This window comes from Aquimarina algiphila, from assembly GCF_947494415.1.
GTDB lineage: Bacteria > Bacteroidota > Bacteroidia > Flavobacteriales > Flavobacteriaceae > Aquimarina > Aquimarina algiphila.
In genome coordinates this window covers 249,888-271,083 of record NZ_CANLVC010000004.1, presented here as the reverse complement: position 1 = coordinate 271,083, position 21,196 = coordinate 249,888, and the positions used below count along the sequence as shown (strand labels likewise).

Below are 21,196 nucleotides of genomic sequence, written 5' to 3'. Positions count from 1 at the left end.
TTAAAATTGCTTTTAGACCTGAGTTTTTATTAAAATTTTAATGTAGCACCAAGTAAGAAATTGATTCCTGCTTGTGGATAATAGCCTGCTCCTTCGACAGTTGTAATTGTTCCTGGGTTAGAAAAATCATCATCAAATGTAAAAAAGTATCCATTAGACACATATTCTGAATCAAAAATATTGTTAACCAATCCTGTTAGTACAATAGATTTAAAAACTGGTATACTTTTAATTTCATACACGATATTAAGATCATTTATGAAGAAGCTATCTAACTTAGAAGTTTCGCTATCAATATTTCCCATGTACTGTTCTCCAACAAATTTAGAAAGAAACCCTAGCTGAAGGTTTTCTATAGGTTGATAAATAAACATATTTCCTGCTACGATATCTGGTGAATATGAGATATTTGTATCTCCCAGATTAACCAAACTTCCATCTCTGGATGTTATAAAATCTTTATTCTTATTAGTGCTTAACGCCACATTAGGTTTTATTGTAAACTTATCAGAGATTATAATATTCGCATCAATTTCTATCCCCAGACGATAACTCTCTCCACTGGTAGTACGTATTGGAGCCCCCACATCATCCAATGCGCCGGTTAACACCAATTGATCTTTGTACCACATATAATATATATTGGTATTCACAGTTGTTTTATTAGCCTTAAGCCTCCAACCCAATTCGATATCATTAAGTCTTTCTGCTGTATTAACTCCATTCTCAAAATCACTTCTTCTTGGCTCTCTATTGGCTCGAGCGTATGAAGCATATAATTGGTTAGCTGTATTAAGTTGAAAAGTTGCTCCCAATTTTGGATTAAAGAAGTCATAACGCTTATCTACTTCTAGTGGAACTCGATCTGATGTTAACCCAGAAGTTTCATATCCTACAAAACGTCCTTGCAGATCTAAAAATGCACTCCACTTATCATTAACTCTATATGTAGTTTTTCCAAAAATGGTAAACTCATCTTTCTTACCATTACCAAAATAATAATTATCCCCCGCATTGAATCCTATAGGATTTTCTGACCAAATGATTTCACCAAAATGATCACCATCATAATGACTATAAAATACTCCAAAATCAATATCAAATGAATTATTCTTATAGTTTGCAGAGGCATTGATAACATAAAAATCATTATCTAACCATCTTCTACGTATATAATCTGTAGCTGTAATTTCCTGACCATTTACCGTTACCGGATCAACTCCTAAAAATTCTAAAGTAGCCTGATCTGAAAATAAAACATTAGCATAATACCATTCATCCACATATTGTTCGAAAAAACCTCGGCCATAAGTATAATTCAATCCAAGGTTTGTTGACCAATTATTATTATATTTTTGATTCCAGTGTAACTGATAATGATCTTGTTTATAATTATCTTCTTCATTTTCATAAAACCCCTGAAGGTTTCCTTCTCCATCATATTGAAAACCAATTGGATTAAATCTCCTATTGTTGTCAAGAGTTGCCTGGTCAATTCCGTTCCATGACTGATATGTGATCTCATGTCCTCCAAATGCAACTGCTTTAATTAAGGTACCATCATCTACATATGACCCTTGTAAAAAATAAGATTTGAGATCAGAAGAAGCACGATCAACATAACCATCTGAAGCAATGGCAGATAAACGACCTGCAATTTCTATGTGCTCATTAAGTAAACCTGTACTAAATTTTACATTGTGTCTTCTGGTACCAAAAGATCCAAAAGAGTTTGAGATTTCAGCACTTGCTTCTTCAGAAACAGCATCGGTAAGTAAATTTAAACTAGCTCCAAAAGCTCCCGAACCATTTGTAGAAGTTCCTACTCCTCTTTGTAATTGTAAATTCTCTATTGAAGATGCAAAATCTGGTAGATTTACCCAGAAAGTTCCCTGGCTTTCTGCGTCGTTAAATGGTATTCCATTTAATGTTACATTAACCCTGGAGGCGTCACTTCCTCTCACTCTAATATAAGTATATCCAACTCCGGTTCCAGCATCAGTAGTGGTAACAACCCCTGGTAGATAGTTTAATAAAATAGGAATATCCTGCCCTAGATTACGAGTTGCTAATTCTTCTTTAGACATATTAGAATGTGTAATCGGCGAATCTGCATCTACACGTACCGATTTTACTAAAACTTCATCTAGCTTTTCAACCTCAGAACTAATAGAATCTGTTTGTTTTTCCTGAGCATTTAATGGAATACTCAAAATTAAAATGACGAGATAAAATAATACATTTTTCATTCGTAAAAACTGGTTACGAATAAAAGGGGTTATTATTCTGTTTTAAAATTAATTTGATAAAGTAACATGTTTGACGAATCATTGAAGCAGGTTTGACCAAAATCATACTTTCCTTACCTTGCCTTCTTAATCGTCACAAAAAGATATACACTGCACCTTTTTGCTCCATCGTCCCTTAGCAGCATTACCTGCCCAGGTTCATTGGGTATGATCTCAGCCTTTTTGAAATTATGAACACTTGTGTACTTAACATTCTGTATTCAAAACCAAAAAAGCACCCCTTTTGAGATTTCTCGGCAAAAGTACTGTGTTTTATTGATTTATCGTAAATTTATTTGATGTAAAACAATGCCCGAGCATTTTTGAAGTTATAAAAGAATATGAAGAATACAAAGAGATCAGTTACCTTTAAAATTATTGCAGGCTACCTTCTTGCTGGTGTACTGGCAGTAACTGCTTTTTGGGTTATTTATCAACAATTAAATAACTATACCGAAATCACTAAAATCAAAAATGACAATAATGAAAAACTCTTCCTTGTAGGCGAAACTATAACCGGACTATATGAAGCAGAAAGCTTAACCAGAAATATAATCCAAACCTCAGATACCAAGAAGTTTGAAACGTATAAAAACAAAATAGACACTATACTTTACACCATCAATAAAGTTTCACAAATATCATCTGATACACTACAGACTCGAAAAATAGATAGTATAAAATATCTTATTGATAGTAAAAACAAAAACCTGGAAGAGCTCATCAAGATCTATGAACAGCGAAAGAAAAAAGGCGTATACGAAACAGCTATTAATGAATTAGAGAAGATAAATAAAAGTTTTGGTAGCGGGTATACTGATTACGACATACGATTTAAGCAATATGACCCGAGAACCCGAAGAGCATTAATTGATATTTTAGAATATACAAAAAAAGACAACGCTAAACTTCTAACCAATCAAACTGTTGATTCTTTAGCCACATCTGTAAAACAGGTTCTTGCAGAATTAGAAAAAAAAGAAAAAAAAGACAAGCAGAAAATATCTGTAAAAGAAAACAACTTACTCAAAAAAGATCAAATCATAACCAAACAATTAAGGGATGTTCTTGCCGCTATAGAACGTAATGAAAGAAAACAATATGATGATCTTATAAGAGCATCTGCTAAATTACTGAATAAAACCTCTAATATAATTTTAATTATTGCTGCCATAAGTTTATTGATTGCAATAATATTTCTCTTTCTAATTACTAAAGATATTTCTAAAAGTCAGAAATATCGTAATGAGCTGGAAGCTGAAAAAACATATACAGAATCATTGCTTAAAACCCGAGAATCCTTAATCAATACGGTTACTCATGATCTTCGTTCTCCATTAAATACTGTAATAGGTTATTCTGATTTATTAGAAAGAACCGGGCTTGACAATAAGCAAAAGCATTATTTGGATCATCTTAAAAAGTCTTCAGACTATATCCTTCATCTGGTAAATGATCTTCTGGATTTATCAAAACTAGAAGCCGGCAGAATGGTAATCGAGGAACTACCTTTTTCTCCTAAAAAATTAATTGAAAATACGATTTCGAGTGTACTTCCGATAAATGATAAAAAAAATCTTGATATCAGAATTATCACTGATGATCAATTAAAAAAACAACATTTAGGAGATCCTTTTAGAATTAAACAGATATTAACAAACCTTATCAATAACGCCTATAAGTTTACTGATCAAGGCTCGATCACTATTGATAGTAAAATCATTGAAAATGGTTTATCCGAAAAACAATTAATTATCTCTGTTAAAGACACGGGAATAGGAATAACAAAAGAACAACAACAACATATATTCGAAGAGTTTTCTCAGGGTGATGATACAACCGAAAAAAGATATGGAGGTTTCGGACTCGGATTAGCTATCACAAAAAAGATCATAAAACTTCTTAAAGGTAAAATCGAGCTAGATAGTGAACCTAATAAAGGAAGTGAATTTATCTTTACAATTCCGATTAAAACTTCTGGTTTATTAATCCCCGAGGAAGAACCAGAAATCGCAGAAATACAAAATTTTACCAACAAAAAAGTTCTTATTGTAGACGACGACCCTAGTCAATTGGCCTTAACAAGTGAAGTAGCCTCACTAGCTGGATTAACTTATGATATCTGTAAAAACGGTATAGAGGCAAACTCTTTACTACAAATCAATTCCTATGATCTTGTTCTCACCGACATTCAGATGCCTAAGATGGATGGTTTTGAGTTATTACAAACTATAAGAAACAACCCAAACCACACTAATTTACCCGTGATTGCATTATCCGGAAGAACAGATACCTCTTTTTTAGAATATCAGGAAGCTGGATTTTCTGGGAGTTTACGTAAACCATATGCCCCAACAGAGCTCATTGATCTTATTAGCGAAGTGCTTCGTGTTGATTTTGGAAGCTATCAGAATACAATTATAAATGGTTATTCTGAAGAAGAATACTCTCTTAGTGACCTCATGCTCTTTGCCCAAGGCGATTCTGATTCACTCTACGCCATTTTAGATACATTTTATGAAAGTACTATTGATAATGTTAAAGAATTAAAAATGGTAATGAAGAAAAAAGACATTCATCATATTTCAAAAATTGCTCATAAAATGCTTCCAATGTTCAAACAAATAAAAGCAAAAGAAGTAGTACCCGTATTAGAAAAATTAGAACACCCAGATCAATACAATCTTAACAAAACTTCGATATTAGAATTAACAAAAGATGGTATTGAAAAAATTGAAATTCTAATAGATAAACTTAAAGTAGAGAACTAAAGAAAAGCATGTTTAAAGGCTGATATCGTATTGCTTTAATTTATTGTATAAAGTTTTACGATCTATTGAAAGCATTCTTGCTGCTTTAGCTTTATTTCCATTAGCCTTTTCCAAAGCATCCAGGATAAGTTCTTGTTCATTTTGATTTTTGAATAGCCCATAGGTCTGTTTTGCGTTATGAGAAGCATAAGCTATATCGTTTGGTAAAACATCTAAGGTGATCATATCGCTTTGAGATAATAGTACAGAACGTTTCACCATATTTTTTAACTCTCTAAGATTACCAGGCCAATTATATTTTTTAAAAGCTTCTAGCACTTCATCAGCAAATCCTACGACATGTTTTTCGAGTTCTATATTTGATTCTTCTAGAAAATGATTTGCAAAAAGCATTAAATCTTCAATTCTATCTCTTAGCGGTGGCACTTTGATAGAAAACTCATTAAGCCTATGATATAAATCTTCTCTAAACTCTCCTTCTTTTACAGCATGACTTAAATCTTCATTAGTCGCCACAATTACTCTGATATCTACTTCAATTTCTTTGTTACTACCTACTGGTTTTATTTTTCGTTCCTGAAGAGCCCTAAGTAACTGAACTTGCAACTCATAACTTAAATTACCAATTTCATCCAGAAATAACGTTCCTCCGTTTGCTGCTTCAAAATGTCCTACTTTATCATTTACAGCACCCGTAAATGATCCTTTTATATGGCCAAAAAACTCGCTAGAAGCAATTTCTTTAGGAATAGCTCCGCAATCAACAGCAACAAAAGGTTTTTCTGCTCGCTTACTTGCTTTATGAATACTACTGGCCACATATTCTTTACCTGTACCACTATCACCTATTACCAAAACAGACATACGAGTAGGAGCTACCAAAGCAACATATTCATTTAGTTTTTTAGAAGCATCACTTACCCCTCTTACAAAAGAGGAACCTGTAGTTTTTGAAGTTTTGGATATTATTGTATTCGTTTCTTTTTCCTTAACTCTAAGATTAACACCATTTCCATGAAGTGCTTTTTCTATAGTATGTAATATAGTATCTGGGTTAAACGGTTTAGAAACATAATCAAAAGCACCTTGTTTTATTGCATTTACTGCCATATTGATTTCTGCATACCCTGTCATGATAATTACCTGAGTACTCGAATTATGTTTTAAAATTTCATCTAATAAAGTAATCCCATCACTATCAGGTAATCTTACATCTGCCAATACAACATCAAAAATCTCTTTTTTGATCTTTGGAATAGCTTCATTTCCCGAAAACGCAGTAGCAACATCATATTCCTTTTTTTTCAAAAAGGTCTTAAGCATTGTACAAAAGGCCACATCATCTTCTACAATAAGTATCTTAGGCATATTTAATAATTTATAATCTGAAAAAGCTATTGTATAAAATTACAATTTAAAACACTTAGTTGGAACAAAAACATAAAAAAAGAGACCCTTGGGATTGAGTCTCTTTTTTAGCACTAAACAACTTTATATCGTCCTTGGTTGCAAAACGATATCCTTTTCTACCCCTAGATTTAAGATTTATTGTTTGGCTTTATCCATTCGCCATTAGCGCTTGCAAATACAACTTTTGTGTTATTCTCCTTGTCTTGCAAAATGATTTTATACGTATTATCTTTTGACATATAAGCTTTTACAATCCTAAGTTCTTCATAATCTTTAGCGGCTGATTCCTGAATTGATAATGGCAATTCAACAATATTTATTTCTGTATATTCTTGCTGCTCATATTCATAATCCATATACTCAAAACCATCATCAGTAAGAACGGCTAATTCATCCTGTCCTAAAACACCCTGTGCCGAAAAGATACTTACTACAATTGCTACTATCATTGGTAACTTTTTCATTGGGTTAATTGGTAAAATTATTTCTACACTATAGTAAATAGTAATAATTGTTCCAAAAACAGAAACCAATCCAAAAATACGTTAAACAACTATATACCAACTGTTTAAGTTTTTGCCATGATAAAGAATAAGTGACTAAAAAACGTGGAATCCACATAAAAGTGTAGAAATACTACACGTTTTTTGATATAGGAATAAATTTACAAAGGTGGTTTTCTACGATTTGCTTTTTTTAAAGCTTGCTTTTGCTTATTATCCAAACGTTTTCTGATCGCCGCTCTAGAAGGCTTAGTTGGTTTTCTTTTTTTAGGAATATGAAGACCCGCTTTTAGCATATCCAAAAACCGTTTAATAACCAGTTCTTTATTTCGATGTTGACTTCTACTCTCACCGCACTGTAATAATAGAATCCCTGATTTGGTGAGTCGCGAATCCAATTTCTGAGTTAACACTAGTTTTTCTTCATCGGTTAATCCCATAGAAGCCATAACATCAAAACTGAGTTCTATTTTTGAAGACACTTTATTTACATGTTGACCTCCTGCTCCAGAACTTCTAACTGCTTTAAATTTTAATTCATTAATTATTACTGAAGTATTCACGAGAAAAGAGTTACCTGATGTGCAGATTTTAATAAGTCATTTACTGTTTTCACTGGGTTAAATGTAGTAAGAGGAACTTCTACAAAAACACTAATCCATTTTGCCATTGCCCCATTCCACAATCCCGGAAGCTCTAGTGCTTTAAGTATTTTACCATTCATTGTTTTTTGTGTAATAAATCCAGAATCAGGATCTACAAAATCAAGTAGATTAAATTTCTCTCCATGATAATCTCTTACACCGCAGACTAAATCTACCGGGTTAAAATGGGTAGCACTATGTAGAATATCTTCTTGTCTACGATCTGCAATATCAATCTGGGGTGCTTCAATAATCTGCAATACTAATCTTCCATTTTCTTGTTTAATCCAAAACGGCCCTCCTCCAGGTTCTCCTTCGTTAATTACCATACCACAAACACGAATAGGACGATTTAAAGATTCTCGTAAAAACTGAAGTTTGTATTTATCAGAAAATTTATCAAAATCAAGAGGCAGTCTAACATTGAGCTGTTGTACTAGAAACTTTTTAATATCTTTTAATTCTGCCTCTGATGGCTTTTTTTGATCAATCGCATTTAATATTCGAAATACTTCATCCTGTATTTCAATTAATTTACCAGCCAATACTTTTTTATATCCCGAAACCTCATCCTGGTATTTTCTCACCACTACATTATCTATATTTTTAATATAAATTATATCACCGTCTAGATCATTAAGATTTTCTATTAATGCCCCATGTCCTCCTGGCCTAAACAATAATGTTCCATTTTCTGTTCTAAAAGGTTCATTGTCCTCTGTTACTGCTACGGTATCGGTTTCTGATTTCTGAAATGAGTACGTTATACTAAAATTAGTATTTGTTTTTTCTTCTACTTTTTTCTTTATCCTCTCAAATTCGCCCTTAAACGCTTCTAAATGTTCTTTAGAAATCGTAAAATGCAATTTTGAATCTCCTTTATCATTTGTATTATACCCAGCTGCCTCATATAAATGTTCTTCAAAAGAAGTTGCAATACTATCTGTATAGTCATGAAAAGGCAACAAACCTTTAGGAAAACTCCCATAATTTAAGCCTTTTTCTTTTAACATCATTTCAACAAATATATACAACTGTCGCCCTTCTGATAACGATTCGAATTTAGGGTATACACTCTTCACTTTTTCCATTACGGGAGTATAAAAAGGAAATTTTTCTAACCCAATTAAAAACAATCGTATTGCATTTGCTTTCTCATGGTTTGTATATGAGTTTAAGCTTTCTTTTTCCCAATCATAATTATCCAGAAATCGAAACAAATCCTTAAACATTCTCGTAGCAGCTCCTGATGCAGGAACAAATTTTATTGTATCAAGATTAGATAACCTAGAATCGTACAGCTTGGTCAGCTCTGATTGGTAGTGTTCTGAAAATTTAAGAATCCCATTATCCAAAGTAGCCGCACTTCTTAATGCCACAAAAGGAATTTCGTTCTTAAAAGTTTCTACTTGAGCAAGTACCTTTTCAACTGTTAACCCCTTTGATTTGATTAACTTAATATCTTTATCTGTTATATTCACTTTTCTTCTTTATTAATTGGCTAATATTTGTTACTGCTTTCTCAAAACGAGAATTTTTATCTCCTTTTATGACGATATATGGAAGATTATGCTTATCAAGACATTCTTTAAAGTTTAAAAACATTTCTTCTCGTTGGTGGGGTTTATCTCTTAGATCATCTGGGGTCCAAGGAACGTCAATATAAGTCAAAAGATACAAATCATAAACATTTTCTAATGAAACTTTATCCAAAACAGGATGAACTAAACCATTAAAGTACAACTCAGAATAGACTTTAGTTTCTAATAGATCAGTATCACAAATCAAAACTTTATTTGCTTTTTTTGCAGCTTCATTCTCCAGCTTCATTTGACCTTCTGCAATTAACATTAGGTCATCATATGTACAGATTTCTTTGGTCCTATCCCATTTTTCCTGAAGGTATTCTCGAGCATATTCTGGAATCCACTCGGTATTATAATATTCTGCCAATTGTTTGGCTAGAGTTGTTTTTCCAGTAGATTCAGGACCAAACAGTACTACTTTTATACAATGACTGGGCTGTTGTCTAAGTTTTTCTTCCATTTTAGATATCCAAAAATTGCGATGACAGTAAATAGTAGATATTGAAAACTTGTAAATGTAAATCCTTTATAAAAATACAATGGCACTGATATAATATCTCCTACAATCCAAAAAATCCAATTTTCAATTTTCCTTCTTGCCATTAACCACATTCCAACAAAAAATATTGCTGTTGTTAAAGTATCTATATATGCTGTCCAATTATTCCATTTGTCAAAAGTAATATATACGATATAGACAAAGAACAAGGTGATTACAAAAATCAATATTTCTATGGCCTTTTCCTTAGAAGTTGTTCTTGAAATGGGAGTGACATAGGTTTGATCTACTTTTCTGGTCCAAATATACCATCCATAAATACTCATGATAAAATAATAGGCATTGATCATCATATCCCCAAGCAGTGACCATTTTAAAAGCAAGTACACATAAATTGATGTACTTATTATACCTGTTGGATACACCCAAATATTATTAGCTCTCGCAAAACTCACACTGAGTAAACCAAAAATCACAGCAATAATCTCTAGAATGATGTGTAAATTGGAGTATTCTGAGTACTGTCCGAAGAAAAAATCAAAAATGGGGTTCATAATCGCTTCTATTACTTTTCACCATTTTCATAAATACCAAAACCTGATCCATATCACCAAATGTTTTTTTAATCTCCTGTGTCAAAAAAGGCATGACTTTATCGTACTCGCCATATATCTGTGCACTTAATGGGTTTTCTAAGATTGTAAATTCTGACGCCCGTAACTGTTTTATAAAACGAATAATATGCTCTTCAAAATCGTTCTGAAGTGGGGTAAGGGTTAGCTCTATTGATACTTGCATGTTATAAAACTGGGATTATGGTTTTAGAAACACGAAGGTACGTATTGCTTATATTTTAAAGAATGACTTTAGGTATTTTTTTGGTTGTCGTTCTTGTTATGATACACACAAATAGAACCTCTTCAAGTTATTTTCTGTTTTGAAACTAAATATCAGTAGCAGGTTGGGCATATACGCAAGTAAATCCATCAAATTCTATAAACGACATATCGTAATGACTGATACTGTCATTGTAATTAATCGCCCCATAGATAAATGGATGATCTATGGTAAAAGGGGAAATATAAACATGTTGCTTAAAGCTCAAGCCTGCAGTCCCATATAATTTGTATAAAGACTCTTTAGCCCCCCATATAATAGTTAAAGAGCGTGTCTTATCTATATCTTCTTCTATATATCCATTTTCAAATTCATTAACGAATTTATGTGCAATTATATGAATCTTTTCTCGTTGCTTTTCTATATCAATCCCTACCAGCTTATCACTCACTATAATTCCTGCATAATTAAAAGAATGTGAAATCGAAATATGTTTCCCATCCTTAAGATGTGGTTTTCCAAACTCATCATAATACAGATCATGATCAATATAACCGAATACAGCCAATAAATGTCGTACACTCATAAAAGCTCTACGATGCATATCAGACTTCATACCATCAACTCTATCCTGACAATGGTCTGTTAATTCTATTCCTTTACTAAGCTGCTCATAAGACTCTTCGATCTTCCAAATCAACAGATTAGTACTTTCATCTACTGTTATAGTTTTGTAAAGAGGCATTTAAATTCTTAAAGTTATTACGTACCTTTGCAAACCGAAAAAAGGAACTTATATCCCTATTTTTCGAAAAACGAATTTAGAACAATTTAGTGCGAAATACCAGAATGCGCTTCATAAACATAAAATAAAAACTATGAGTACCAAAACAGTACCTTACGTTCCTTACAAGGTAAAAGACATTTCATTGGCTGCCTGGGGAAGAAAAGAAATTGAATTAGCTGAAGCAGAAATGCCAGGGCTTATGTCTCTTCGTGAAGAATACAAAAACGAACAACCTCTTAAAGGTGCTCGTATCGCTGGGTGTCTTCATATGACTATCCAAACTGCAGTGTTAATAGAAACACTTCAGGCTCTTGGTGCAGAAGTAACATGGAGTTCTTGTAATATTTTCTCTACTCAGGATCAAGCCGCCGCTGCTATTGCAGATGCTGGAATCCCGGTATACGCATGGAAGGGTATGAATGAAGAAGAGTTTGATTGGTGTATAGAACAAACTTTATTTTTTGGAGAAGATCGTCAGCCTCTAAACATGATTCTTGATGATGGTGGAGATCTTACTAACATGGTATTAGATAGATATCCAGAATTAGTAGATGGTATTAAAGGTTTATCTGAAGAGACTACTACTGGTGTTCACCGTCTTTATGAAAGAATGAAAAACGGAACATTACCAATGCCAGCTATTAATGTAAATGATTCGGTAACTAAATCAAAATTTGATAATAAGTATGGATGTCGTGAGAGTGCAGTAGATGCTATTCGCCGCGCTACAGACACTATGCTTGCCGGTAAGCGTGTAATCGTTTGCGGATATGGAGATGTAGGAAAAGGTACTGCCGCGTCTTTTAGAGGAGCTGGTTCTATTGTAACTGTTACCGAAATTGACCCTATCTGTGCATTACAAGCAGCTATGGACGGTTTTGAAGTTAAAAAAATGGAAACTGTAATTGGTAATGCCGATATCGTAATTACTACTACCGGAAATAAAGACATCGTACAAGCACAACACTTTAAAGCTTTAAAAGATAAAGCGATTGTGTGTAATATCGGTCATTTTGATAATGAGATTGATATGGCTTGGTTAAATGATAATTACGGAAACACCAAAGATGAGATCAAACCTCAAGTTGATAAATACACTATTGATGGAAAAGATATCATTATTCTTGCCGAAGGACGTTTGGTTAATCTTGGTTGTGCCACTGGACATCCAAGTTTTGTAATGAGTAACTCATTTACAAATCAAACTCTTGCCCAGATCGAACTCTGGAATCATTCTGACAATTACAAGAACGAAGTATACATGTTACCAAAACATCTTGATGAAAAGGTAGCAAAATTACACTTAGCACGCCTTGGAGTAGAACTAGAAACACTAAGACCAGAACAAGCAGAATATATTGGCGTTACGGTTGAAGGACCATTTAAACCAGAATATTACAGGTACTAAAAACTGTATTAATTTATATAAAAGAGCCTCATCAATTGATGAGGCTCTTTTATATAAATTAAAGACCTAGTTTCTCTAAGTTATAAAAATAAAAATTCTGCTCATTATTCATCGCCACAAAAAGCCCTTTACCAAAAGTAGTATTTAACGGCACTGTAGTTACTTCGCAACCATCGGTCTCATTAGTCCCTAGGTTAATGGCTTTAATAAAGCTATTATCTTTTCTTGAGAACACATTGAACTGCCCTTTTTGTTGATCTGATACGATAAGTACTCCATTCCCTTCGGGTTTACTAGCAATTGCAATCCCTTCTATATCATCTTCAAAATATTCTCCTCCAAAAAATGCTAATTCATCGTTCCCTTTTTTTGGATCTGCATAATACTTTCTAATTCCCACTCCTTCATCAGCATAATAAACAAAACCTAATTCATCATCCACAGCAATGGCTTCAATCTCTTTTTTGGTACTAAATTTTCCGAATTTTCGAATAAGTTTAGTACGCACACCCAAGCTATCACTTATAATTTGATATTGGTATAGATATTCATTTTCTGGTCCCGACTTTCTACTTACAACAGCAGAAATACTATGATCTACAGGGTTTTTATACAACCCAATACCCATTGGCCTCCTTAATTCTAAAGTAGTCTCATCCTCAAATACAGGAAAACCTCCATCATCTATCGGTTTCATATCAGGAACTGAAAAAAGACGAATTCGATTTCGTTCTCTTTCTGTAAAAACAATAATATCAGTTGTTACAGAATCATTTAGTTTAAAACCATATTCTAAATCAATATTATTGGGATATTTTATGTTCTCGATTACTTTACTCGGAATTATTTTCCCTTCTAAATCAAAAGCATAAATTGCTCCGTCTGTGTCTTTATCAGTTCCGAAAACAATACTTTTTGAAGCATCAGTAGGATGAATCCAAATCGCAGGATCATCGGTATCGTATTGCACTTTCTCTGAAATAATATTAGGATGTACAGGAGGTAGTTTTTTAGTACAGGAAAATAATAAAATCGCTATTGCTACTATAATTGTATTTTTCATCTATTCAAAATTTTATTAAGCCGTTATTAGTTTTTGAATAGATCATACTTTAAACCAAAAGTAAGTCTTCTTTCATAATACTCTGCCTGCATTGTTCGCTCAGAAATCCCCTGATAAAAACGCAAAGGCTGATCAGTAATATTATTTAAATCTGCATAAATCCTAAGGTTTTTTGTGATAGCATAACTTGCACTAAAGTCAAGAAAAAATTGTTGATCATAATATCGGTCTTCAAAACTATTTCCTCCAATCTCATCAATATAAGCATCAGAAAAATTAGCAGATAACCGTATACTAAACTTAGTGTCATTATATCCAAGAGAGCCGTTAAACATATTTGGGGCAGTGTTTGGCAAGTCTAAATCTTCACGTTCTTCTCCAGATTCGTTACGAATTCCATCTGCATTAGAAGTAAGGTATGTATAATTAAGATAAACACTAAAGTTCTTGGCAAACCCTGGTAAAAAATCCAATTGTCGCTGAAAAGCTATTTCTGCTCCAAAGATTGATGCATCATCACCATTAAGTGGCTGAAAAATATCAAATCCAGCAGTACCGTTACCAAAGTTATCATTAGTAGTCTCTCCTCTAAAAGTATATATAAAATTATCTATCTTCTTATAAAACAATCCTCCAGAAACGATACCTACTGATTTAAAATAATGTTCTGCCATCAAATCAAAATTCATAGAAGTTGTAGGGTCAAGATCAGAGTTTCCAACAAAAATTTCCTCATCGCTAGATACCACATCCAAAGAAGGCACTAAATCCGCATAATTAGGCCGTGCTAAAGTATTTGTCCATGCAAATCTAAAAATAGTTTGACGAGATAAATCATACTTAAGATGTACACCTGGTAGAATATTTGTATACGATTTTTCTTCAGTAATTTCGCCAATCACATTTTCTTCATCTTCTATTTGATTTCCAGTAGCCTTAATCATTGTATGTTCTAATCTAACACCTCCTAAAACACTAAACTTCTCTGATAATTTTTGATTTGCCATTGCATATACCGACAGTACATCTTCTTCAACATCAAAATTTGCTCTTAAAAATTCATCCGGTACAGATTCACCATTTTCTAGATTAAGCCCTCCTAACCACCTTTCGTCTGCATAAACTCCCGCTTGGTATTCACTCCCAGCCAAGAAATCAGGATCTGTATAATCCCTTGTCGGGATACCTGAAAGTGTTGGAAAACTATCTTCTAAATCAAACTCAAAAAAACTGTTATCTCTAAGTTTCTTTTTCAGACGACTTCTTACTCCAAATTTGATACTCCCATCTCCTTTCCCAAATAAATCCGAAGGTATTTCAACATTAGCAAAGAAGTTAATATCCTCTTCCTCTGTGTATTGATTTTCTTCGGTAATCTCACCATATTCAAAATTAGAAAGATCATTGGCTTCTATACCATTTACAGGAGTGAATATTGGAAACTCTGGATTAGAATTATCATTATTTACACTATACTCAGACTCATATTCTGCATAACGCTCATTAAGTCTTTCTTCAGATGCTTTTGCAAAAGAAGCCATCCAATCCACTTTAACATTTCCAAAAAGGTGATCTCCACCCAGGCTATAATTTTGCATACGCTGATCTTCTAATCTTGTGTTTTTATTTCGACTATTATCAATCCCTCCTTTGGTTTGACGTTTTACCTCTACAGGGAAACGAGTAAGCACATTATTTGTCACTGTAAAATCATCTATTTCGATATCTTCGGCATCTAAGATTTCATGTTCTAAGCGAAATCTATTCTCTCTATCATCTCTCCAGTTATACATAGTCTTTAAAAACATATTATGATTGCTATCAAATTGATAATCAAAATTAGCTGCAAAACTTCTTCTAATACGTTGTACAAGATATGTTCTAATCTGAAATTCTTTGGTGTATGGACGAACTGAAACTTCTTCTAAAATTGGCTCTCCATCTGCATCGTCAACACCTGTATAATACTCGAATTCATCAGTCCATTCTGCTTCAATATTATCAGAACCAAAATCATTATCAGTAATAGAAGCAGAAAGCATCCATCCAAATTTTTTGTTTTTTGAGCGATCTCCGACCAGAAATGACCCATTAAGTATTCTTTTATCTGTAATAAAATTAATCCCAGACCCTAAGTTTGCAGAAAGTCTAAATCCTTCTGGAGCTGTTCTTGTAATTAGATTAACCGAACCTCCTAGTGCATCTGCTTCCATGTCTGGAGTAACTGCTTTATTTACTTCAATTGTCTGTATCATATCTGATGGTATCAAATCCATCTGAATATTTCTATTATCTCCTTCTGCCGACGGAATTCGACTACCATTAAGGGTTACAGAATTTAACTGAGGAGAAAGTCCTCTTACAATTATATTACGGGCTTCTCCTTGATCAACCTGCATTGTTATTCCAGGAATACGTTTTACAGCATCACCAATATTAGCATCAGGAAATTTACCTATCTGGTCTGTAGATACCACATTAGTGATATTTATATTATTTTTCTGGGTATTTAACGCTCTCGCTTGTCCGCTATTTCCATATCCCAAGATAGTCACATCATCTAACTGAACGCTTTTTGATGTTAAAACCAGAGATACAAAAGTTGTTTTAGATTCGACTATATTTACTTCTTGTTCAATATCTGAAAAACCAAGATATTCTACTTTTAATGTATAATTCCCTTCCGGAATATTCACCAATGTAAATTTTCCATTAAAGTCAGAAATAGTAGCTTTATTTATGGCATCTATTTGCACTGAAGCCCCTGGCATAAAAATACCATTTTCATCGGTTACTGTTCCTTTCAAAGAACCATTTTGAGCAAGTAAATTACTCGAAGTTAGAACGGCTAAAAGCGTTACAAAAATTAATTTAAAAAAATTTGACGGTATCATTTCTTTGAGTTTAAAGATCAACGCAAAGCTATATTAATACAGAGGTTTACGGATAAAACGCAAGGCAACAAAGGATAAACATTTTACTAAAGTCATAGAAACAATAGAGCAACAATTAAGATTAATTTACATTGCAATAACGTTTAGAAAAAAGAAAACAAAACCTCCTTAAAAAATCTATAAAGCAATCATAAAACTAACAAGTTCTTCTTTTTGATCTATTGGAAGTTTTTTTCGTAAACGATATCTAGCGACTCTGACGCTGTCTGGAGTCACCCTTAAAATAGATGCAATTTCTTTAGATGATAAATTAAGTCGCAACAACATTCCCAAACGTAATTCTGCTGGTGATAGATTTTCTTCGGAAAGTAAGGATAGTTTTTTTATAAAATCAGGATGAATTTCTTCAAAAAAATTATTGAATTCGACCCATTCTCGTTCCTGATGTAAATTAAAATTAATTTCCTTTATCAGTTTTTTGATATTTGCATTTACATCAATATTTTTTCTATCCACCATATTTGTTAGTGTAAGGGACAAATCTGATAGTATTTTGTTTTTTTGTGATATATGTAAACTGTATCTGGATAATGCAGATGTTTTTACATGCACTTCATGTTGTAAATTCTTTTCTTCGAAGGCTTTTTTTTCTAATTCTGCTTTTAACATTCGTTGTTTGTATTTTTGAAGTTTTAGGTTTTCTTTTCTCTTTCTTCTAAAATACACAAACAGAATACCTACCATTAGTACTGTTGTCCCAAAAATAACCAAAAGAAGATCTTGATTAGCTCGGCTTATCTTTTTTTGTTGTAAAAGTGAGTTAATTTGAGTTTCCTTTTGTTTGGTTTCATAAACCGCCTGCAATGTATTTAATTGATTAATATTTTGAGAAGATATTAATTCTTCATTAATACGTTCTGCTTCTAAAAGATGATCAAAAGCTTTTTTAAAATCTCCTATCAGCCCATAGGTCTTTGATAAATCCTTATGAGCGCTCTTTAATTCATACATATCTTGAAACTGAACCGCTAGCTTATATGCATTATTTGTGTAAGTAAGAGCGACACTATAATTACCTGTCTTTCGATTGATATCCCCTAAGTTATTCAAAACACCAATACGACTATTCTCATTTATCTTTTTAAAATACTCATCTGCTTTTTTAAAATATTCATAAGCAAGATTGTATTGTTCAAGGTCCTCATAGATACTTCCAATATTTTCATTCACTATTGCAAGCCCTTCCTTATTTCCAAGTTTTTTAAACAGTGAAAGGCTCTCTTTTTGATATTGGAGTGCCTCTAAATACTCTCCTTCTTTCTCGTAGCATGAACCCAAAAAACTTCTTGCTTTTGCCTCTCCCTTTACATATTTGATTCTGGATGATATTAATATACTTTCATTAAAATAATCCTTTGCTTTGCTACTATTTTTTAATGATAAATAAATTACTCCTATTTCATTTTTTAGGAATACAGCAAGCGTATCATATTTCTGAACTAAAGTAAGCGCGTTATTATACTGTTCTAATGCTTCATTATATACTCTTGCTTTTTGATAATACTTCCCTAATTGCAGATGTTTTTGAGCGGTGATCACAGAAGCACTATCTTTTTTTGCAGTTTCTAGTTCGAGTTTTAGGCTTAAAAGTACTTTATCTATTTGCTGTTGCTCTACTAAATCAGATTGTGCCCCAAAACAAAAAGGAATTGTGGCTACAAAAAAATAAACAAGGAAAATAAACCTTTGTAATTGTTTCATAAAACTTGTGTGAAAAATAGCTCCCTTAACTATTGAAAAATCTTACAAATTTAATATGCTCACAATTTTTTTGCGTTATTTGTTTATTATTTTTGTGTTGTGTTATTATTTACTTTTTCTAAAGATATAACTCATCCATACGGGATCATTTTCTTCAGAAACTATAGATTGTCGATCTACAAATTCCCAATTGGCGGCATTCATATAATTTAATAAATCTGAAGTGCTTTCTAAATCTTCTAATTTATCTATTGTTATTTGTTTACCCTGTAAAGATGCTTGTTCTTCTACTTTTATTCTTTTTACCCTTCCACTATTATTTGCTTTTTGAATTACAATTACTTCTAGATAATCATATTTAGGGATATCTTGCGAGTATCCCTCAAAGCCTATAAACAACACAAGGAGAGCGCTACACAGAGCACTTATTATTGAAATTTTCATATAAATTGATTTGGTTTATCATTCTTTAGAAGTAAATTTAGGCAATTAGTTTAATGTACAAAACAATGAACATACTAATAAAAACACTTCTTATTCTTATCCTTTTTATACCTAAAGGTCTTGCGCAAACCAAGGGAGATATCAAAAACATAAAAGAGGAGTACTCCTCAATTACAAAATTGTTAGAACAAGACAAACTAATAGCGTTAGCTCTTGAAAACAAATGTAATAGCAATGGCCAAACTGAAGCTTTTCTGACATTTTATTATAACAATGACAATTTAGTACATATACAACATACGTATGCCGAAGGGCATAGCAGTTACACAAATCATTATTATATCAATGACAATAAATTATTCTTTTATTTCTCTGAGCATGAGTCATGGAGATGGGATTATGAAGGCACTCCTAAAGAACAAGGATTTACTAACGAAATTTGGACCTATGATGAACAACGAATCTATTTCGTCAAAGAAGTGCCCATAAAATGTTTACGTAAGACCTATACTGAAAAATCTGTTGATCAACCAAACAAAGGCGAAACAACACTATCAGAAGCCAAAAAAAACAAAGAGGTAGATTGCGACAAAAATTCTATGAAGCTGATCTTAAAAAAATATCAGCTACTTCTAACTTTCCAAAAGAGTACTACTCAGAATATCTGTGATATTAGTTTTGAATAAATAATACCACAAGGCTTTATTTAGAGAAAATAAAAAAACCCTTTCCATTTCTGAAAAGGGTCAATATATTACAAAGGAAAGGTCCTTTATGCTTCAAATGGAACTATTGAAACATAGGACTTATTATCTCTCTTTTTAGTAAATTTCACCATACCATCTACCTTAGCATGTAGTGTGTGGTCTTTACCTGCATATACATTTTCACCTGGTTTGTGTGCTGTACCTCTTTGTCTTACAATGATGTTACCAGCCACGGCAGCTTGTCCACCAAAAATCTTAACACCTAAGCGTTTGGATTCTGATTCTCTACCGTTTTTCGAACTACCAACTCCTTTTTTATGAGCCATTTTCTTTCGGTTTTATATTGTTATTACTAGCAGGATGTTCTGCTGTCTAAATTTGTTATCCTTGTAAAGCTGCTATTAAATCTGCTTTCTTCATAGAAGAAATTCCAGAAATTCCTTTAGCTTTAGCCATGTCTTTCAATTCAGCTACAGTTTTAGTACTCAAATCTTCAGTACTTGCTGCTTTTGCTTCTTTTTTAGGAGCTGCTGCTTTAGTTTTAGTTTCTGCTTTAGGAGCAGAAGCTTTTACTTCTTTTTCAGCTTTTGCTTTTGGCTCAGCTTTTTTAGCCTCTGCCTTAGGAGCAGCTTTCTTTGCTCCAGAAGTTACAATGCTTTCAATTACAATTTCTGTAAGAGATTGACGATGACCATTTTTAACACGGTATCCTTTACGTCTCTTTTTCTTGAAAACAATAACTTTATCACCTTTAAGGTGTCTTGTGATTTTTGCTCCTACTTGAGCTCCATCTATAGCTGGGGCGCCTAAAGTAACTTTTTCACCATCTGCTGCAAGAAGAACTTTGTCAAAAGAAACTTTGTCTCCTTCTTCTCCAGCTAAACGATGTACGAATACTTTTTGGTCTTTTGCAACTTTAAATTGCTGCCCTGCTATCTCTACAATTGCGTACATAGCGTAACGTTTAATTAATTATTTTGTAAATAAAGAACTGTACCTATTTCTCAATAGGCGGGTGCAAATATACTGCTAATTAATTAAATGACAAACATTTTATGCTTCTACAGGACGAGAATTTCCATTTTTCTTCGGATTCCAACTTTCTTTGAATAATTGCATAAAAGATAAAGTAAGTACAAAAGTAGTGGCAAACCCCATAATTGCAGCAATGAAAACCACTATACCCACACCAACATGATAGTGGGAACTCCAGTTCGCAAGCATTTCTGGTAAAAAAGTAGTATTAATATTGGTTACATATATAGCAAAGAAAATTGTAAAAATAAGTGTTGCATTAAAACCAGTAAAAAGTCCGGCCATGAAGCCTTTTTGATAATCAAAGTCACCTCCCTTTTCTTTTTTAAAATTTTTCATTGCACTATATAACCCAAAAGCAACAATAACACCATTACCAAGGCTAAAAACAGGATTAGTTTGTACTCCTATTAACGAAAGAATTAAAAAATATATGATGAGCCCGATTGCAATTAAGACTCCATATTTAACTGGGATGGTTGACTTTTTCATAACTTCTCTCTTTTAAATTCTTACTTAAAAATATGAAATTTAAGAGTTCTTTAACCTTAAAAGGTTG

General features: G+C 32.8%; 19 protein-coding genes. 3 read left to right on the top strand and 16 right to left on the bottom strand.

Annotated features, from left to right (window positions below; all coding sequences use genetic code 11):
* Positions 1-29: 29 nt before the first annotated feature.
* Positions 30-2,249 carry a TonB-dependent receptor gene (locus PQF96_RS07815; protein ID WP_271765668.1) on the bottom strand — a complete coding sequence of 740 codons (2,220 nt, stop codon included), beginning with the start codon at positions 2,247-2,249 and terminating at the stop codon, positions 30-32.
* Positions 2,250-2,629: 380 nt separating this feature from the next.
* Here PQF96_RS07815 and PQF96_RS07810 point away from each other — a divergent pair, with 380 nt between their 5' ends.
* Positions 2,630-5,059, top strand: coding sequence for an ATP-binding protein (locus PQF96_RS07810; protein ID WP_109434414.1), 2,430 nt, complete (start codon positions 2,630-2,632; stop codon positions 5,057-5,059).
* Between the two features lie 12 nt (positions 5,060-5,071).
* Here the strand turns inward: PQF96_RS07810 and PQF96_RS07805 are convergent, their stop codons facing one another.
* The 8 genes from PQF96_RS07805 to PQF96_RS07770 all read right to left on the bottom strand — a co-directional run bounded on the left by PQF96_RS07805 (position 5,072) and on the right by PQF96_RS07770 (position 11,283).
* Complete coding sequence (locus tag PQF96_RS07805) at positions 5,072-6,427, bottom strand: sigma-54-dependent transcriptional regulator (protein ID WP_271765667.1); 1,356 nt, start codon at positions 6,425-6,427, stop codon at positions 5,072-5,074.
* Between the two features lie 170 nt (positions 6,428-6,597).
* Entirely contained in the window at positions 6,598-6,933 is a 336-nt protein-coding gene (locus PQF96_RS07800) for a hypothetical protein (protein WP_143915821.1), read from the bottom strand.
* A gap of 200 nt (positions 6,934-7,133) precedes the next feature.
* Positions 7,134-7,535 (bottom strand): alternative ribosome rescue aminoacyl-tRNA hydrolase ArfB, encoded by a 402-nt coding sequence (arfB, locus tag PQF96_RS07795; RefSeq protein ID WP_271765666.1) that lies wholly within the window; start codon positions 7,533-7,535, stop codon positions 7,134-7,136.
* Positions 7,532-9,097 carry a DUF4301 family protein gene (locus PQF96_RS07790; RefSeq protein ID WP_109434418.1) on the bottom strand — a complete coding sequence of 522 codons (1,566 nt, stop codon included), beginning with the start codon at positions 9,095-9,097 and terminating at the stop codon, positions 7,532-7,534. The genes arfB and PQF96_RS07790 overlap by 4 nt, the downstream gene beginning before the upstream one ends.
* Entirely contained in the window at positions 9,081-9,662 is a 582-nt protein-coding gene (locus tag PQF96_RS07785; protein WP_271765665.1) for an ATP-binding protein, read from the bottom strand. Before PQF96_RS07785 ends, PQF96_RS07790 begins: the two co-directional genes overlap by 17 nt.
* A complete protein-coding gene (gene pnuC / locus PQF96_RS07780) occupies positions 9,623-10,255 on the bottom strand; it encodes a nicotinamide riboside transporter PnuC (protein WP_271765664.1) in 633 nt (210 codons plus the stop codon). Before pnuC ends, PQF96_RS07785 begins: the two co-directional genes overlap by 40 nt.
* The gene (locus PQF96_RS07775; protein WP_271765663.1) at positions 10,239-10,499 is read right to left on the bottom strand and encodes a hypothetical protein; all 261 of its coding nucleotides are present in this window, start codon (positions 10,497-10,499) and stop codon (positions 10,239-10,241) included. The genes pnuC and PQF96_RS07775 overlap by 17 nt, the downstream gene beginning before the upstream one ends.
* Before the next feature lie 145 nt (positions 10,500-10,644).
* A complete protein-coding gene (locus PQF96_RS07770; protein ID WP_271765662.1) occupies positions 10,645-11,283 on the bottom strand; it encodes a 4'-phosphopantetheinyl transferase family protein in 639 nt (212 codons plus the stop codon).
* Positions 11,284-11,416: 133 nt separating this feature from the next.
* Here PQF96_RS07770 and ahcY point away from each other — a divergent pair, with 133 nt between their 5' ends.
* Entirely contained in the window at positions 11,417-12,733 is a 1,317-nt protein-coding gene (gene ahcY / locus PQF96_RS07765; RefSeq protein ID WP_271765661.1) for an adenosylhomocysteinase, read from the top strand.
* 58 nt (positions 12,734-12,791) lie between these two features.
* Here the strand turns inward: ahcY and PQF96_RS07760 are convergent, their stop codons facing one another.
* The 4 genes from PQF96_RS07760 to PQF96_RS07745 all read right to left on the bottom strand — a co-directional run bounded on the left by PQF96_RS07760 (position 12,792) and on the right by PQF96_RS07745 (position 18,895).
* Positions 12,792-13,796, bottom strand: coding sequence for a phytase (locus tag PQF96_RS07760; RefSeq protein ID WP_271765660.1), 1,005 nt, complete (start codon positions 13,794-13,796; stop codon positions 12,792-12,794).
* 26 nt (positions 13,797-13,822) lie between these two features.
* Positions 13,823-16,690, bottom strand: a complete 2,868-nt coding sequence (locus PQF96_RS07755; RefSeq protein WP_271765659.1) for a TonB-dependent receptor — start codon at positions 16,688-16,690, stop codon at positions 13,823-13,825.
* Positions 16,691-16,867: 177 nt separating this feature from the next.
* Positions 16,868-18,451, bottom strand: a complete 1,584-nt coding sequence (locus PQF96_RS07750; RefSeq protein ID WP_271765658.1) for a tetratricopeptide repeat protein — start codon at positions 18,449-18,451, stop codon at positions 16,868-16,870.
* Between the two features lie 105 nt (positions 18,452-18,556).
* Complete coding sequence (locus tag PQF96_RS07745; protein ID WP_271765657.1) at positions 18,557-18,895, bottom strand: hypothetical protein; 339 nt, start codon at positions 18,893-18,895, stop codon at positions 18,557-18,559.
* 65 nt (positions 18,896-18,960) lie between these two features.
* On the opposite strand from PQF96_RS07745, the gene PQF96_RS07740 reads away from it, so the two are divergent.
* The gene (locus tag PQF96_RS07740) at positions 18,961-19,581 is read left to right on the top strand and encodes a hypothetical protein (protein ID WP_271765656.1); all 621 of its coding nucleotides are present in this window, start codon (positions 18,961-18,963) and stop codon (positions 19,579-19,581) included.
* 86 nt (positions 19,582-19,667) lie between these two features.
* Here PQF96_RS07740 and rpmA read toward each other — a convergent pair whose 3' ends face one another.
* The 3 genes from rpmA to PQF96_RS07725 all read right to left on the bottom strand — a co-directional run bounded on the left by rpmA (position 19,668) and on the right by PQF96_RS07725 (position 21,129).
* Complete coding sequence (rpmA, locus tag PQF96_RS07735; RefSeq protein WP_109434428.1) at positions 19,668-19,928, bottom strand: 50S ribosomal protein L27; 261 nt, start codon at positions 19,926-19,928, stop codon at positions 19,668-19,670.
* Positions 19,929-19,983: 55 nt separating this feature from the next.
* Complete coding sequence (gene rplU, locus PQF96_RS07730) at positions 19,984-20,556, bottom strand: 50S ribosomal protein L21 (protein WP_109434429.1); 573 nt, start codon at positions 20,554-20,556, stop codon at positions 19,984-19,986.
* A 99-nt stretch (positions 20,557-20,655) separates the two neighbouring features.
* Entirely contained in the window at positions 20,656-21,129 is a 474-nt protein-coding gene (locus tag PQF96_RS07725) for a DUF4199 domain-containing protein (protein WP_109434430.1), read from the bottom strand.
* Positions 21,130-21,196 lie beyond the last annotated feature (67 nt).

Coding starts and splice junctions, on each gene's coding strand:
- PQF96_RS07815 (WP_271765668.1), bottom strand. CDS start 2,249: ATGAAAAATGTATTATTTTATCTCGTCATTTTAATTTTGAGTATTCCA.
- PQF96_RS07810 (WP_109434414.1), top strand. CDS start 2,630: ATGAAGAATACAAAGAGATCAGTTACCTTTAAAATTATTGCAGGCTAC.
- PQF96_RS07805 (WP_271765667.1), bottom strand. CDS start 6,427: ATGCCTAAGATACTTATTGTAGAAGATGATGTGGCCTTTTGTACAATG.
- PQF96_RS07800 (WP_143915821.1), bottom strand. CDS start 6,933: ATGAAAAAGTTACCAATGATAGTAGCAATTGTAGTAAGTATCTTTTCG.
- PQF96_RS07785 (WP_271765665.1), bottom strand. CDS start 9,662: ATGGAAGAAAAACTTAGACAACAGCCCAGTCATTGTATAAAAGTAGTA.
- pnuC (WP_271765664.1), bottom strand. CDS start 10,255: ATGAACCCCATTTTTGATTTTTTCTTCGGACAGTACTCAGAATACTCC.
- PQF96_RS07775 (WP_271765663.1), bottom strand. CDS start 10,499: ATGCAAGTATCAATAGAGCTAACCCTTACCCCACTTCAGAACGATTTT.
- PQF96_RS07770 (WP_271765662.1), bottom strand. CDS start 11,283: ATGCCTCTTTACAAAACTATAACAGTAGATGAAAGTACTAATCTGTTG.
- ahcY (WP_271765661.1), top strand. CDS start 11,417: ATGAGTACCAAAACAGTACCTTACGTTCCTTACAAGGTAAAAGACATT.
- PQF96_RS07760 (WP_271765660.1), bottom strand. CDS start 13,796: ATGAAAAATACAATTATAGTAGCAATAGCGATTTTATTATTTTCCTGT.
- PQF96_RS07755 (WP_271765659.1), bottom strand. CDS start 16,690: ATGATACCGTCAAATTTTTTTAAATTAATTTTTGTAACGCTTTTAGCC.
- PQF96_RS07750 (WP_271765658.1), bottom strand. CDS start 18,451: ATGAAACAATTACAAAGGTTTATTTTCCTTGTTTATTTTTTTGTAGCC.
- PQF96_RS07745 (WP_271765657.1), bottom strand. CDS start 18,895: ATGAAAATTTCAATAATAAGTGCTCTGTGTAGCGCTCTCCTTGTGTTG.
- PQF96_RS07740 (WP_271765656.1), top strand. CDS start 18,961: ATGAACATACTAATAAAAACACTTCTTATTCTTATCCTTTTTATACCT.
- rpmA (WP_109434428.1), bottom strand. CDS start 19,928: ATGGCTCATAAAAAAGGAGTTGGTAGTTCGAAAAACGGTAGAGAATCA.
- rplU (WP_109434429.1), bottom strand. CDS start 20,556: ATGTACGCAATTGTAGAGATAGCAGGGCAGCAATTTAAAGTTGCAAAA.
- PQF96_RS07725 (WP_109434430.1), bottom strand. CDS start 21,129: ATGAAAAAGTCAACCATCCCAGTTAAATATGGAGTCTTAATTGCAATC.